Origin of the sequence: Mariniblastus fucicola, assembly GCF_008087665.1 — a bacterium.
Classification (GTDB): domain Bacteria; phylum Planctomycetota; class Planctomycetia; order Pirellulales; family Pirellulaceae; genus Mariniblastus; species Mariniblastus fucicola.
In genome coordinates this window covers 5,622,812-5,637,553 of the sequence record NZ_CP042912.1, presented here as the reverse complement: position 1 = coordinate 5,637,553, position 14,742 = coordinate 5,622,812, and the positions used below count along the sequence as shown (strand labels likewise).

Here is a 14,742-nt window from a genome sequence, read left to right as displayed (position 1 = left end):
GGATCGAGAGTATCAGAAAGAGGTCGCCATGAATCGGATCAAACTTAGCCCACTGGCTACGACAGAAATTGAGACCAAGCCTGTCGAAGATCCGAACCCCTCGGTTTTCTCTACTGCCGAGTTGGCATCCGCATTTCGCCGTCGCGCGGAAGGCGAATTTTCTCTGTTTGTGCCGATGCACTACACCAACAGCTACGCCTATCCGCTGATACTGTGGCTGCATCAGGATGGTTCTCAGTGCAGCGAAATTCAAAAGCTGATGCCGGACGTGAGCGTTCGAAACCATGTCGCCATCGCGCCGCAGTCCGGTTTTTCGCACTCGTCGCCGATTGCGTGGCCCAACTGTGAAGAATCGGTAGAGGCCGCGTATGAGTCCGTGATGGCTGCTGTGGATCATGCCCAGCTACGATTCAACATCAACAGTAACCGGATTTTTCTCGCTGGTGCAGGCACTGGTGGGACGATGGCGTTTCGAATCGCTTTCGAGCGACCGGATGTTTTTGCGGGAGTCATTTCTGTTGATGGACCAATGGAAACCGAACATGTTCCGCTTCGTGACTGGCATCGTTGCCGCGATTTGAATGTGCTGTTGGCCAACTTTCGCGATTCGCAGAGCTACGACGAAAACGAACTCTGCCATCATCTTCGCCTGCTGCATGTCGCCGGATTTTCCACAACGGTCCGCCGCTATCCCGGTTCGGCTACGTTGAGCAGCAACGTCCTTGCTGATATCGACCGCTGGATCATGGAGCAGATTAAATCTGCGATTACCTAATCGACGATCGGCCCGCGGTAATTCTCTCAACGGTATTCCGCGCGATACGCATTGGGCGTCATGCCCATGATTTTCTTGAAGCGTCTGGTAAAGTGGCTCTGGTCGTAGAAACCAACGGTTGCTCCGACGTCGCTGATCGAGTAATCGGTTTCGACCAACAGTTTCAAAGCCATTTGAATGCGTCGCGAAAGCACGTAGGCCGAAGGCGACATCTGCAAAATCGACTTGAATCGTTGATTGAAGTGAGTCGTTGAAAGCCCGGCAATCTCGGCCATGTGGCTCATCGAAATTGTCGAAGTGAAGTTCGCGTCAATGAAGTTGATTACGGGCAATAGCTCCTGAAAATAGTTGGCCTGTTCCTGAGGCGTTTTGATTGGATACATCACGCCGGCGATTCCAATAACTTTTTCGGCAACGTCAAGCAGCGGCGTTTTCGACGAAACAAACCACTGTGGCGTACCGCGAACGTGCGGCACCAACCAAACACGGTTGGGGATTGTTTGCCGACTCTCCATGACGCGGAGGTCTTCCGCGTGATAGGCCTGAGCCAGAACGCTAGGCTGAAAGTCGGCGTCGGTGCGACCTAACAAGTCATCTTCTTTCTCAAGTCCGAAGATGTGAGTCAACGTCGCCTGGTTGGCTCCGACGTATCGATGTCGCGTGTCTTTCGCGTAGAAATAGACCGATGGAAGAAAGCGAAACAGATCGATAACGGACTTTGCCGTCGGGTTTAGCTGAAAGAAACGCTCCCGAAACGCCTTGCCTTGCGTCGATAGTGAGGAAGAATTAGACATTCGTCAAAACGTACAAAAGAGACAGGTTGGGAGTACAAGACGCCTTGGACAGCCTGTGCTATTCTCGAAGTCGAGAGCACGCTTCCCAAACATGCCTGCCAGCCGCTGACTTTCGCCACCGCAAACCAAACAGTCAAACTATACCATGACGCTTCGTTCCGTACTCGTTTGTCAATTCATCATTCTCGGTGCTGTAAGTTTCGTATCGCTCCGGGAAGTCGCGGCTCAGGAAGTCTCTTTCAACCGCGACGTTCGTCCGATCCTCTCGGACAAGTGTTTCCATTGTCACGGGCCGGATGCCGACAATCAGGAGTCCGACTTTCGCCTCGACACGCGTGACCATGCACTCGACGCGATCGAACCAGGAAGCATTGAAGACAGCGAACTGCACGAGCGAGTTTACGCCGATGACGATTCGGTAATGCCGCCGGCAGACGCTCCTCGACAGTTGACTGATGCAGAGAAGAGCACACTCAAGAGGTGGATCGAACAGGGCGCCGAATTTGAAGGCCATTGGGCGTTCGAGCCTGTGCCAGGTTCCATCGAGGTGCCCGAAGTAGATGATGCGTCCTGGACCAGGAACGCGATCGATCACTTTATTCTTGACGCAATGACAAAAGAGGGAATGCAGCCCAACGTTCCCGCTTCTCGCGAAAAATGGTTGCGGCGAGTCACTTTCGACCTGACCGGTTTGCCGCCGACGTTGGAACAGATCGATGCGTTTCTGGCGGATGAATCGGAGGATGCGTTCGAGAAAGTCGTCGATCGTTTGCTTGAGAGCGAAGAGTGTGCCGAACGTTTGACCAGCGAGTGGCTCGACGTTGCGAGGTATTCGGACTCGTACGGATTTCAACGCGATGACGAACGTTACGTCTGGCCGTATCGCGACTGGGTGATTCGCGCGTTCAAGCAAAACATGCCCTACGATCAGTTTGTTTCCTGGCAGCTGGCCGGCGACCTGATGGAAAATCCGACTCGGGATCAAATCGTCGCGACGGCGTTCAACCGTCTGCACTCGCACAAGAAAGAAGGCGGCGTGGCCGTTGAAGAATTCCGTGTTGAAAACGTGGCCGATCGAACGCATACTTTTTCGGCAGCGTTCATGGGACTGACGATGGAATGTGCTCGCTGTCACGATCACAAATATGATCCAACGAAAACGAAGGAGTACTATCAGCTCAGTTCTTTCTTCGCCAACGTGGATGAAAACGGATTGATTTCCTACTTCACCGATGCGGTTCCAACTCCCGCCGCTCCGCTGCCCACCAAATCGCAACAAGAGGAATTGAAAAAGGCAGAAGCAGAAATCGCCAACGCGGAAAGCGAATACGCAAGCGTGATCGCTGGCCAGGAACAAGCGTTTCAGCAATGGTTGAAGCAAGATTCAAAAGACATCGATCCGATTCCCCGTCGCATCGCGAAACTGAGCTTTGATCAACCCGTCGCGGTTGTTGAAAAGAAAGATGACAAGAAAGAAGAGCCTTCGTCGGACGCGAAATCGAAACCGGAGATCGTAGAAGTCGATCCTGATGCGGACACGAAAACGGAAAAGCCATGGGACAAGACTGCGCAGAAAATCGTCGACGGTCCTTTTGGAAAAGCCATCGAACTAACCGGCGACGATCCTGTCACATTCCCGGGTGTTGGCCGATTTGAGCGTCATCAACCGTTTACCGTTTCCATCTGGATCAAAACGAACGAGCTCAAGGATCGCGGCGTGATTTGGCGACGGTCTCGTGGTTGGGATGACGCGGGCAGTGTTGGCTACGAACTGGTGAAGCTCGGCAACAAGCTGAGCGCGAAGATGTGCCATTTCTGGCCTGGCAACGCGATCGATGTTGAAACCGATGCGATCCTGGAAAAAGATCGTTGGTATCACGTCGCTGTTTCGTATGACGGGTCGAGCAAGGCGGCTGGGCTTAAAATTTACGTCGATGGAAAACCGGCTGGAACGAAAATCGTCAAGGATCATTTGACTCGCCAGGTTTCCAGGTGGCGCGGTGGCTTTGACGACTTCGCGATCGGAAGCCGCTATCGAGATCGCGGTTTCAAGGACGGGCAGGTCGATGAGTTTCAGATGTTCGATCGTGAGTTGGCACCGATCGAGATTGCGATGCTGAGCCAGCCTTCTGCAACACATGACGCTTCGCTTGCGGATCACAAGAAAGACCACGAACAGGCACGGCAATGGTACTTCGCGGCGTATTCGAAACCTGCTGCTGAAGCTCGTGAGAAACTTAAACAGGCCCGTGCCAAGTGGAACGGCATCATGGATTCCGTACCGGCAATCACGGTGATGCGAGAAACGGACTCGCCGCGAGATACGTTTTTGCTCGAGCGCGGTGTCTACGATGCGCATGGCGAAAAAGTTTCTCCGGCCACGCCGGCGTTCCTGCCAGAGTTTCCCGCTGATGCACCAAAGAATCGGCTCGGGTTGGCCCGATGGATCACGTCCCCCGATCATCCTCTGACAGCACGCGTGACAGTGAATCGGTATTGGCAAATGATGTTTGCCAACGGCCTGGTGAGAACGCCGGAGGATTTTGGGTTGCAGAGCGAAATGCCTTCGCATCCGGAACTGCTCGACTGGCTGGCTCGTGATTTTGTGTCCAGCGGTTGGGACGTGCGTCGCATGTTGAAAAAAATGGCGTTGTCGTCAACTTACCGGCAAAGTGCCACAGTGGCGCGAGGAGTTCGCGATCGCGATCCGGAGAATCGACTTCTGGCCCGAGCGCCGGGCAATCGGTTGACTGCAGAAATGCTGCGAGACGGAGTCCTGTTTGTCAGCGGGCAGTTGAAACAAAAAGTCGGTGGTCCGCCGGTGAAGCCTTACGATGTCGCGTTGGCTTACAATCCGTTGAAAGTCGACACCGGCGATGCCCTCTATCGCCGCAGTCTGTATACATACTGGAAACGTTCGTCGCCCGCGCCGGTGATGATGACGATGGATGCCAGCAAGCGCGATGTCTGCCGTTTGCGCCGCGAAGTCACAGCGTCTCCGTTGCAAGCCCTTGTTTTGCTTAACGGAACCCAGTTTGTGGAGGCGTCGAAAGTTCTGGCCGAGAAGTTGCTCAAACAGCACGATGGTGATGCTGAGAAAATTATCCAGGAAGCATTTCGATTGATGACCAGCCGGACTGCGTCGTCGGAAGAGATCCGAATTCTGGAGACATTGTACGAAGAGCAGTTGAAGGAGTTCGAAGCGTCTCCCGAACAGGCGACTAAATTGTTGCAAACTGGTCAGGCGACTGCTGGCGACGATGTTGGGGCTCCCGAACTTGCTGCCGCGACGGTTCTGGTGAACGCGATTTTGAATCTTGATGAAAGCGTGAGACTGCGATGAAAAAGAAACCTCTCTGCACCGGCTATGACAGCGGAATCGTCACGCGGCGGGATGCGCTGCGTACTTTCGGCCACGGACTCGGTTCGATTGCCTTGGCCAGTTTGCTCAGCCAGGATCGGGCTTTCGGCGCCGACGATATTTCCTTTCCGAACTTTGCCCCCAAAGCGAAGCGGGTGATCTTTCTGTTTCAGTCCGGCGCTCCATCGCAGATGGATTTGTTCGACTACAAACCGCGGCTCAACAAGGATCATGGCAAAGAGTTGCCGCCGGAAGTTCGCATGGGACAGCGGCTGACCGGCATGAGCGGTTATCAGGCAAGTCTGCCGCTGGTTGGGTCGCCTTTCAAGTTCAAGCAGCAGGGCGAAAGCGGTCATTGGATGAGCGAGATCCTTCCGCATACGGCCGAGATTGCGGACGATCTGTGCATCATCAAATCGCTCAACACCGAGGCCATCAACCACGGGCCTGGCGTGACGATGATGCAGACCGGATCGCAGTTTCCGGGCCGCCCGAGTATGGGTTCGTGGCTGAATTATGGCTTGGGTTCCGAGAGTTCGGATTTGCCGGGCTTTGTCGTGATGGTTTCCAACGACCGCGGCGGTCAGCCGTTGTTTTCACGCCTGTGGGGAAGCGGATTTTTGCCCGGTAAGTTCGATGGTGTTCAACTTCGTCCGGATAAAGACGCGGTTCTTTATCTCAACAGCCCTGGCGGAATCAGTGCTGCGGGACGGCGGAAAGCACTGGATCGGATTCAGCAGTTGAATCAAATGCAGCTGGAACAGACCAGCGATCCGGCGCTCGAAACCCGGATCGCACAGTATGAAATGGCCTTCCGGATGCAGGCCTCAATCCCGGAGGTGACTGACCTGTCTGGCGAATCCGAAGAGACGCTGAAGATGTACGGCGATGATGTGAAGAAGCCTGGAACGTTCGCCGCGAACTGCTTGCGGGCTCGTCGGCTGGCCGAGCGCGGCGTGCGGTTCATCCAGCTCTATCACCCGGGTTGGGATCATCATTCTGGACTTCCCAACGGTATTCGTCACAAGTGTAAGCAGACGGATCAGGCGTCAGCGGCGTTGGTGAAAGATTTGAAAGCCAAGGGGATGCTGGAAGACACGTTGGTGATTTGGGGCGGCGAGTTTGGCCGCACGAGTTATTGTCAGGGGAAGATTGAAGGCACGAAGTTTGGTCGCGACCATCATCCGAAGTGCTTCACGATGTGGATGGCAGGTGGTGGTGTGAAGGGCGGATATTCACATGGCGTCACCGATGAGTACAGCTACAACGTGGTGGAGGATGGTGTTCACATTCATGATTTCCACGCAACGATCATGCATCTGTTGGGGATCGATCATGAGCGATTGACGTACAAGTATCAGGGACGACATTTCCGACTGACTGATGTGCATGGGCATGTGGTGAAAGAGTTGTTGGCGTAGGCGTTAGGGCTTGGTGGGAGCATCGCTTGCGCCGTACTCCGCACGAAATTATGTTAAACTCATCCACTCCGCCCCTCCTTCCTCCCCGACTCCCGTATGGCCGGCGTCAAGAAGTTCACCGACCTGCTTTTCTGGCAGCGCTCCCGCCACTGGTCAAAAGATATCTTCTTCCTCACCAAACGTGAAGCTTTCGCCGCTGACCGTCGCCTCGTGACGCAAATCAATGACTCGTCCGAATCCGTGATGGCAAACATCGCCGAAGGATTCGGACGCGGGACGCAGGGTGAGTTTATTCAGTTCCTGGGCTACTCGTTGGGAAGTCTGAACGAAACGCAAGCTCATCTAACCGCTGCCTACGATCGCGAGTATCTTGCCAAAGATGAATTCGGCAAGTTATTTCAGGAGGGGACGGAGATTCGCATGATGATGGTGGCGTTTGTGAAGCAGATGAATAAGGCCGGGTCGGGGGTGAAGCATTTGCGGAAGGTCCAGACTTGGTCCGAGCAAGTTTGGGAGCAGTGGGAGAAGATTACCGGAAAGGAACGGCCGCAGTGGATCAGAGACGGACTGCCTCATCCGAATTACTTGAAGGATCGGGAGGAAGAGGAGGAAAAGTAGTTTTTGAAGTACTCAGTACTCAACCGCTCCGCGGTGCTATTTCGCGGTGGAGGGCTTCTCTTTTTCAACCGGTTCGAATTTCAATGCAAGGTCCGCCAGGATAATATCATCCTGGCCTCCCGCTGTCGAAAAAAGAGCAGCCAACATCGCGGGCGTAATCTGATTCGAAACACTGCGGCTAGAACCGTCGCTCATGTTCATGTGGATGACTCCTTCGGTGAAACCACCGAGTTTTGTCGGATTGAGTGCCTCGGCAAGTGGAATTCCGCCGGGCTTGGCCCAATGACTGTCTCGATTGGATTCCACAAGCAATACCGTTCTCGAGGTGCCATCGGTTATGTCCGTGAATTTCAGCCCACCGCCGGGTGGGAACATTGTTCCAGGACCCGTGATGGCAAAATAATTCGTGCCGGTAGCAGATTCATTGGAAGGATGTTTGAAGTACTCTGGCATTTCACTGGTGACTTCACGGTTATGCTCACTGTTCCACGGTTCATCGAAGCGGTAACGTTCGTACATCTCACCCTCCTCTAAGAAGGGCAGGATCGCGATTCGCCAACTGTATTCATGTCCGCTTTCGTGCCGCATCGTGGCTGCAGGAAACTCGCCGTAGGCTGATTCGTAGTTGAGCAACGCGAGTCCCAGTTGCCGCATGTTGTTCAGGCCATGACCTCGCAAATGGGCAGCATCAATCTCATCGGCCAAACCGGTCAACGCCGTCATGTCCGGTTTGAAACTGGTCGTGATTTCCAATCGCTTGCCGTCTCGTTTGACTTTGGCTGATTCAATCGAGTCCAGTATGGCCTGTCCGATGATCTGATTGTATCTGGCTCCTGCATTGGCCATGCTTGCAAATTGCCTGGAGAGTTCTTTCTGCACCTCTGGCATCATTTTTTCAACAGTCTGGGCATCAGCCACGAATCCGTATTCGAGGACGATTACCAGATCAGCTTTTCGCTGTACATCAATCGATATGACAACCGACTCGCATATGCGGATCGCATCCCTTGATCTGTCTGTGAGTATGGTCATGCCTTGTAAAAGCTCATTGAGCCCACTTCCGTCAATCGTCATCACGACAGGTTTTTTCTCAGCCTTGCGAAACTCCTTGAACCATCTGGCATTCGTCGGTTTCGCTTTTCCACGATCTTTTACCTGCTCAATCGTTTCTTGGTCGTAAGCCCAGAGGATGGATCTGTCGTCAAGGATCAAGCCGTTGCTCAGTCCATTCCTTTTGCGTTTGATCTGAATCGGGAATTCGTCTTCCGGTCCAACCAGTTCGCCAAGCGATTTGAAGTTCTCCAAATTGTCTTCGAAAGTCCGATAGATCTGATAGAACCTGCTGCCTTCAACACACGTGATCACCTCGTCGATATGTTCGATGCCCAATCTTGTGTGTTCTTCCAATGACTTGTTGTAACTTTGAACCTCGCGTTGCCAATACTTTACTTTTTCCACTGGCTCTTCAATCATTGCAGCCTTCATCAGTCGCGATGGACGAAGGCACGTCACTGCGGCATCTTTGCTAACCCATGATAAATCGAAACCTGTCACTTCATCCGCCTGCACCGCAACCGGTTCAGCGAGAGTCGTAGTCGGCAATCGAATTCCGCAGATCGCGACGGCCAATCCAAGAGTCAGAACAGGAATCATCCAGCCGGCGGATGGACTGTGAGCAGAGTGTTGCTGCTGCAGCATTTTAATTCTCTGAATGAAGTCATCTTTCTGTGGTAGAAACATGGAGACAACTGGGTGGTTGAGGTCATCTTGCCGGAGTGCCAGCGACGCCAATGTGCGCGTGTATTCGGTGGCTCCTGACGTGACTCGTGCTGCGACGCGATCGGCCGCAAGTTCCTGTTGCAGTCGCATTTGGCTGGTCATCCATCGCACGACCGGATTGAAAAAATGGACCACGCGGCAAATCTGGGAAACAACATTGGCTTCGAAATCTCGATGATGAATATGAGCGATTTCATGAGCCATCACGGATTTTTGGTCTGCAAGATCCCAGTCCTGAAAATCCGCGGAGAGGAAAATGTGGGGTGTGATTGAGCCTACCGTTGCCGCAGTCGTCAGGCCTTTAACGCGATAGAGTTCAATGCGGCGCTTGCATCCAATCTCGATTCGCAACGAGTCAGCCAGTTGCAGCAGGGAAGCGGAGGTAACTTTTTGGGAACCCGCTTTGAGTCGCCCAAGTGCAATCAGACCGACTGCAAAACGGACCAGGCCAATCGCAAAGATTACAACGATCGCGACCCCAAGCCCGCGGATTACTTTTGCCAGCCCGAGGGAACTGAATTGGTTGCCCGCTGATCCGGTCGAATCAATTTGTTCCGAGAAGTTCTGAAATCGTTCCGCCCACGTTGCGGCAGGCAGGCTCAAGCGGACGGCTTCGCTTGAACCTGTCACAACTTCACTTGCCGGCGCAAACTCGGGCACGCCGGATTCTGGTTGTGATTTTTCCACAGACAGTGTCACATCGCCAGCCGCAGAGTTTGAGGAATCGGCGAAGGAAAAGTCTCTCGAAAACCACGATGGTAACGGCATCAGAATCGCGGCGCTCAACAGAAGAACCAGCAGCGAAGAGAACGCGAGCAATCGAGACGCGGCTTTGGGGCGATTTCGATAGAAAAATCGTTGAGCGACCAGTGCGACAATTGAAAGCAACGTGACTTGAAGGGTCGCCGTCAGAACAAACCAAAATGCAGTGCCCATTATTTCTTCTCCTTCAAAATGTCGGCAAGAAACTCTCTCTCTCGTTTCGTCAGTTTCTTCTTTCCCATAAGCTGGATCAGCAATTGTTCGCGAGAACCGCCGAAAACTCGCGACAGCAAATCGGAAAGAATGTTGCCCGAAACGTCTTCAAAAGAACGGGTTGGCAGGAAGGTAAACGGACGCTGGTCATTGGTCTGTTTAAGAAACTGCTTCTCCACCAAAATTTTGACCAGCGTGGCTACCGTCGTGTATGCCAGCGTTCTTCCTTCGGATTCCAGGCAATCCCGCGCATCGCTAATCGTCGTTTCGCCTCGATCCCAAAACACGTGCATGACTTCCAGTTCGCGTTCCGTTAGTTCTTTTGCCTTGGGGCGTGCCATTATTTTACTCACGATTCCTGAAGTTTGGTTGTTTAGATTTGGTTTTATAGTAGTCGAGGCGTCGAATCAAGCGAAAAGACAACTTCTCAACAGGAAATGTCAAAACAGCAACGGTGTACGAGCTCAAACCCTTTCTCTTTTCCCTATACGGAGTCAGCCAGGCAGTGTAACTTTGGGGGCTGTTCCGACCTGAAACTGAAAACTGCCGCCATGCCACGCAAACCTGAATTGATGAGTCCCGCTGGCGGTTGGCCGCAGCTTCACGCTGCGATCGAGGCAGGAGCGGACGCGGTCTACTTTGGGCTCAATCACTTTTCCGCCCGAGCCAAAGTTGGCTTCGACCTGGCCGAACTGCCGGAAGTCATGCGGACTCTGCATCGACGCAGCGTCAAAGGATTCGTCACCTTCAACACGCTGGTCTTTGATCACGAAATCGATGCGGCGAAAAATGCGATCGAAGAAATCGCAGCGGCCAACACCGACGCGATTATTGTTCAGGATGTTGGAATTGCCAAACTGGCGAGGCAAATTGCTCCGGACCTGGCCATCCACGGCAGTACGCAAATGTCCGTCACCAGTGCTCAGGGCGTCGAGCTGGCTGCGTCGCTCGGATGCTCTCGGGTCGTCCTTGGCCGCGAACTGAGCCTCGCCGACATGCGGAAAATCGCTTCGCAAACCGATGTCGAACTCGAATGCTTTGTCCATGGTGCTCTTTGCGTTTCCTACTCCGGTCAATGTTTCAGCAGCGAAGCCTGGGGCGGCCGCAGCGCGAACCGCGGCAAATGTGCTCAGGCCTGCCGACTGTCCTACGACCTGATCGTCGACGGAGAGAAACGCGATCTTGGCCCGCATCGATATTTGCTTTCGCCAGGCGATCTGTACGCGATCGAGCAGATTCCTGAACTGGTCGAAATCGGAATCGCGTGCTTGAAAATCGAAGGACGTTACAAGGACGAATCCTACGTCGCCGCAACGACGCGTGCGTACCGCGAAGCCATTGATCTGGCGATGATGCAATTGCCGAACGAAGACGCGGCTGAGGAGAAAAAAGACCTTGAGCAAATCTACTCTCGTGGACTCGGCGCCCATTTCATGTCCGGCGTGAACCATCAAAACGTCGTCATTGGTCGGGCGCCTCGGCATCGTGGCGTGCTGGTTGGCAAAGTCACCGCGGTTGACTTTCGCAGCGTGGATGTTGAATTCGAACATGAGATCGGTCTTGGCGACGGACTGGTTTTCGACGCCGCGGACTGGCGCAGTCCCGACGAACCGGAAGAGGGCGGAAGCGTCTACGGAGTGAAATCCGTTCGCGAAAAAGTCGTGCGGTTGGAGTTCGAACATGGAAAGCTGCAATTCGATCGCATTCGCGTCGGCGATCTGGTTTGGCGGACACATCAGGCTGCGGTGATCAAGTCACTCAAGCCGATGACGAAGGCGTCGAAGCCAGTTTTCACGCGGCCGATTGATTTTGTCGTCACGGCAAAAGTCGGCCAGCCGCTAAAAATTACCGTGCAGCACGAATCAGGATTGAACGCTGTTTTCGAAAGCGAAACTCCGCTCGAAGCCGCTGCGAAACGTGCGCTCGATGACGAAACGCTGACAGAAAAATTGGGACGACTCGGCGGAACCGCGTTTCATCTTGGCGAGATCGAGCGGACGGAATCGGAGGCTGTTTTTGTGCCGACGAGTATGCTCAACGACGCGCGGCGGCAGCTGGTCGAAGCGTTGATGGAAAAATTGGCGGAACATAAACCGGGCGAGGACCTGAACCCTGTTTCAACATCATCGCCATCGGTTGCGGATTCATCGCTTCCAACGAGCAGCGGATCCCCGGCGGCCGAACAAAACAATGATCCACCCAAACTTCACCTCCTCGTTCGAACGGCCGAACAACTGGACGCTGCGATTCGCGTGCGTCCCGACTCGATCACGCTCGACTACCTGGAACTGTACGGTTTGCGTCCGAGCGTTGAGAAAATCCGCGCCGCGAACATCGTGGCTCGCGTCGCCAGCCCACGGATCCTGAAACCGAGCGAGCAGAACATTATTCGCTTTCTGACATCGCTGGAATGCGAGATCTTGGTTCGCAGCGGAGGACTGTTGCACGACCTGTTGCAAACGGAAATCGATCGGGATCTACTCATCGGCGACTTCAGTCTCAACGCCGCCAATGCGCTCGCTGTCGAGACCTATCAGCAGATGGGACTGAGCCGAATCACGCCGACCTACGACCTCAACGCTCAACAAGTTTCCGAACTGGCTGAACAAGTCGACCCGCGCGGCATCGAAGTCATCGCCTTCAGCCACCTTCCCGTTTTCCATACCGAGCACTGTGTCTTCTGTCGTTTTCTTTCCGACGGCACCGACAACACGAACTGCGGGCATCCCTGTGAAACGCATCGGATCGCCGTGCGTGACGCCCAAGGCCGCGAGCATCCTGTGATGGCCGACGTGGGCTGTCGCAATACGGTTTTCGGCGCCGAAGCTCAAACGGATCCGCAGTCAATCGCCTCCTGGCAGGAAGCAGGCATCGCGAACTTTCGGCTGGAGTTCGTCTACCAAACTCCTGAACAAATCGTTGCCATCGCGGACGCATTTCGTAGCCACCTTGACGGCATGACGATGGCTCACGATCTGGCAACGGTCCTCGAAGCGAACTCGCCACAGCAAACCACTCGAGGCAGCCTTTTCGTGCCTCAGGACTTCAAATCGCTGGTCCAATTGCGATAGTAGAATCACACAGGACTGCGGTAACAGAATCGCACTGGACTGCGATAACATTATCTGGCCAAATTTCGTATCATGTCGGCTTTGCAACCAACCTATTTGCTTTTTCGATCATGAATACTGTAGTTCGCCTGCCTGAACGATCCGAAGTTGACATCAACGACACCTGGGATCTTGGATCGCTTTTCCCCAACGACGAAGCATGGGAAACAGCTCTCGAAAAATTTAAATCCATGACGCCAGGTTATGAAGAGTTTCGGGGCAAGCTTGGTGAAAGCGCCCAGATGCTGGCCGACTGTTTGGACTTCGATTCCAAAATCAATCGCATCGGCGAACGCGTTGCCTACTACGCGATGCTCAAGACATCTGAAGACCAGGCCAACAGCCACTACCAGGGCATGATGATGCGGTTCCAGAACATCGCCGTCCGCGCCGGTGAAGCCGCCAGTTTCATGCGTCCGGAGATTTTGGCGATCGAAGATGAGAAGCTGGAATCGTTTCTGGCCGAAGACTGCCTGTCCTTGTACAAGCTCAGCCTCGAACGCTTGACTCGCTACAAAAAATACACGCTTGGCGAAAAAGAAGAGCACTTGCTGGCGATGCAGGGCGAGATGGCGGGAGCCGCCGGTCGAATTTTCCGTCAGCTGAACGATTCCGACTTGAAGTTTGGAACGCTCAAGGATGCCAATGGCGAAGAGTCGGAACTGACCAACAGTTCTTTTTCACAGTTCCTGATTTCGCCGGATCGCGAAGTCCGCAAGAAAGCTTTCCATCAATACTACGAACAGTTCGCGGCTCATGAAAATTCGCTTGCCGCGATGTTGCAAGGCTCCATTCAAAAAGATTGCTACTACGCGAGAGCCCGCGGTTACGACAGCGCGCTGCACAGCGAACTTTACGGCGACAACGTGCCTCAATCGGTTTACGATTCACTGGTCGAATCCGTTCGCAGCAACTTGCCTGCGCTGTACAAGTTCTACGATTTGCGGAAACGCAAAATGGGCCTGGATGAGATCCATCACTACGATACCTACGTGCCGATTCTCAGCGACATCGAAGTCGAGCATTCCTGGGACGAGGCCGTGGAAGCGGTTTGCGAATCGCTGGCCCCGCTTGGCGAAGAGTACGTCTCCACGCTCCGCGGCGGTCTTTCGGGTCGCTGGTGCGATCGCTATCCGAACAAGGGCAAGCAATCCGGCGCGTTCAGCGCGGGAAGCTTTGACGGCGACCCCTACATTTTGATGAACTTCAAGCCGAAAGTCCTCAACGATGTTTTCACGTTGACGCACGAAGCCGGACACTCGATGCACTCGTGGTATTCAAAGAACAATCAGCCATTCGAGTACTACAACTACACGATCTTTGTCGCCGAAGTCGCCAGTACATTTAACGAGCAGCTTCTGACACAGCACATGCTCAAGAATGCCAAAGACGATCGTTTCCGGGCCTATCTATTGAACAACGAAATCGATTCGATTCGCGCCACGATTATTCGCCAGACGATGTTCGCGGAGTTCGAAAAGAAGACGCACGAGATGTGCGAAGCCGGTGAGCCACTAACCGTTGACGCATTCAAAGAAGTCTACGGCGGATTGCTAAAAGACTACTTCGGGCCCGATTTTGCGATCGACAAAGAGCTGGAGCTGGAATGTTTTCGCATCCCACACTTCTATCGTGCGTTCTATGTTTATCAGTACGCAACGGGGCTTTCGGCGGCGATCGCGCTGAGCCAACGGGTCCTCAACGGTGGCGAGCAGGAGCTGAGCGACTATCTTGGATTTCTCAAGGGCGGCTGTTCACAATATCCGCTGGACCTGCTTCGCGACGCTGGAGTTGATCTGGAAAAACCCGAACCGGTTGACACGGCGCTGAAGCATTTTGGCAGTCTTGTTGAAGAGTTGGATTCTTTGCTGTAACGGAACGTGGAAATCGAATGACGATGGTTGACTTG

The 14,742-nt window shown here is 53.8% G+C and carries 9 protein-coding genes; 6 read left to right on the top strand and 3 right to left on the bottom strand.

Going from position 1 to position 14,742, the window contains the following annotated elements:
* Window positions 1-28: 28 nt before the first annotated feature.
* Window positions 29-775 carry an alpha/beta hydrolase gene (locus MFFC18_RS21110; protein WP_148619024.1) on the top strand — a complete coding sequence of 249 codons (747 nt, stop codon included), beginning with the start codon at window positions 29-31 and terminating at the stop codon, window positions 773-775.
* Between the two features lie 26 nt (window positions 776-801).
* Here the strand turns inward: MFFC18_RS21110 and MFFC18_RS21105 are convergent, their stop codons facing one another.
* The gene (locus tag MFFC18_RS21105; RefSeq protein ID WP_075083898.1) at window positions 802-1,569 is read right to left on the bottom strand and encodes a helix-turn-helix domain-containing protein; all 768 of its coding nucleotides are present in this window, start codon (window positions 1,567-1,569) and stop codon (window positions 802-804) included.
* A gap of 145 nt (window positions 1,570-1,714) precedes the next feature.
* On the opposite strand from MFFC18_RS21105, the gene MFFC18_RS21100 reads away from it, so the two are divergent.
* The 3 genes from MFFC18_RS21100 (at window position 1,715) to MFFC18_RS21090 (ending at window position 6,969) form a co-directional block, all read left to right on the top strand.
* Entirely contained in the window at window positions 1,715-4,912 is a 3,198-nt protein-coding gene (locus tag MFFC18_RS21100; protein WP_075083899.1) for a DUF1553 domain-containing protein, read from the top strand.
* Window positions 4,909-6,351, top strand: a complete 1,443-nt coding sequence (locus MFFC18_RS21095) for a DUF1501 domain-containing protein (protein ID WP_075083900.1) — start codon at window positions 4,909-4,911, stop codon at window positions 6,349-6,351. The genes MFFC18_RS21100 and MFFC18_RS21095 overlap by 4 nt, the downstream gene beginning before the upstream one ends.
* 96 nt (window positions 6,352-6,447) lie before the next feature.
* The gene (locus tag MFFC18_RS21090) at window positions 6,448-6,969 is read left to right on the top strand and encodes a four helix bundle protein (protein ID WP_075083901.1); all 522 of its coding nucleotides are present in this window, start codon (window positions 6,448-6,450) and stop codon (window positions 6,967-6,969) included.
* A 36-nt stretch (window positions 6,970-7,005) separates the two neighbouring features.
* On the opposite strand, the gene MFFC18_RS21085 is transcribed toward MFFC18_RS21090, so the two are convergent.
* On the bottom strand, window positions 7,006-9,684 hold the full coding sequence (locus tag MFFC18_RS21085; RefSeq protein WP_075083902.1) for a M56 family metallopeptidase: 2,679 nt from the start codon (window positions 9,682-9,684) through the stop codon (window positions 7,006-7,008).
* Window positions 9,684-10,064, bottom strand: coding sequence for a BlaI/MecI/CopY family transcriptional regulator (locus MFFC18_RS21080; protein ID WP_075083903.1), 381 nt, complete (start codon window positions 10,062-10,064; stop codon window positions 9,684-9,686). The genes MFFC18_RS21085 and MFFC18_RS21080 overlap by 1 nt, the downstream gene beginning before the upstream one ends.
* Window positions 10,065-10,274: 210 nt before the next feature.
* On the opposite strand from MFFC18_RS21080, the gene MFFC18_RS21075 reads away from it, so the two are divergent.
* Together MFFC18_RS21075 and pepF are read left to right on the top strand one after the other, a co-directional pair.
* Window positions 10,275-12,794: a U32 family peptidase gene (locus MFFC18_RS21075; protein WP_075083904.1), complete on the top strand. Its 2,520-nt coding sequence runs from the start codon at window positions 10,275-10,277 to the stop codon at window positions 12,792-12,794.
* Window positions 12,795-12,904: 110 nt separating this feature from the next.
* Window positions 12,905-14,707, top strand: coding sequence for an oligoendopeptidase F (pepF, locus tag MFFC18_RS21070; protein WP_075083905.1), 1,803 nt, complete (start codon window positions 12,905-12,907; stop codon window positions 14,705-14,707).
* Window positions 14,708-14,742 lie beyond the last annotated feature (35 nt).

Excerpts from the sequence above, each read along its gene's own strand:
- MFFC18_RS21110 (WP_148619024.1), top strand. The coding sequence starts at position 29 with ATGAATCGGATCAAACTTAGCCCACTGGCTACGACAGAAATTGAGACC.
- MFFC18_RS21105 (WP_075083898.1), bottom strand. The coding sequence starts at position 1,569 with ATGTCTAATTCTTCCTCACTATCGACGCAAGGCAAGGCGTTTCGGGAG.
- MFFC18_RS21100 (WP_075083899.1), top strand. The coding sequence starts at position 1,715 with ATGACGCTTCGTTCCGTACTCGTTTGTCAATTCATCATTCTCGGTGCT.
- MFFC18_RS21095 (WP_075083900.1), top strand. The coding sequence starts at position 4,909 with ATGAAAAAGAAACCTCTCTGCACCGGCTATGACAGCGGAATCGTCACG.
- MFFC18_RS21090 (WP_075083901.1), top strand. The coding sequence starts at position 6,448 with ATGGCCGGCGTCAAGAAGTTCACCGACCTGCTTTTCTGGCAGCGCTCC.
- MFFC18_RS21085 (WP_075083902.1), bottom strand. The coding sequence starts at position 9,684 with ATGGGCACTGCATTTTGGTTTGTTCTGACGGCGACCCTTCAAGTCACG.
- MFFC18_RS21080 (WP_075083903.1), bottom strand. The coding sequence starts at position 10,064 with ATGGCACGCCCCAAGGCAAAAGAACTAACGGAACGCGAACTGGAAGTC.
- MFFC18_RS21075 (WP_075083904.1), top strand. The coding sequence starts at position 10,275 with ATGCCACGCAAACCTGAATTGATGAGTCCCGCTGGCGGTTGGCCGCAG.
- pepF (WP_075083905.1), top strand. The coding sequence starts at position 12,905 with ATGAATACTGTAGTTCGCCTGCCTGAACGATCCGAAGTTGACATCAAC.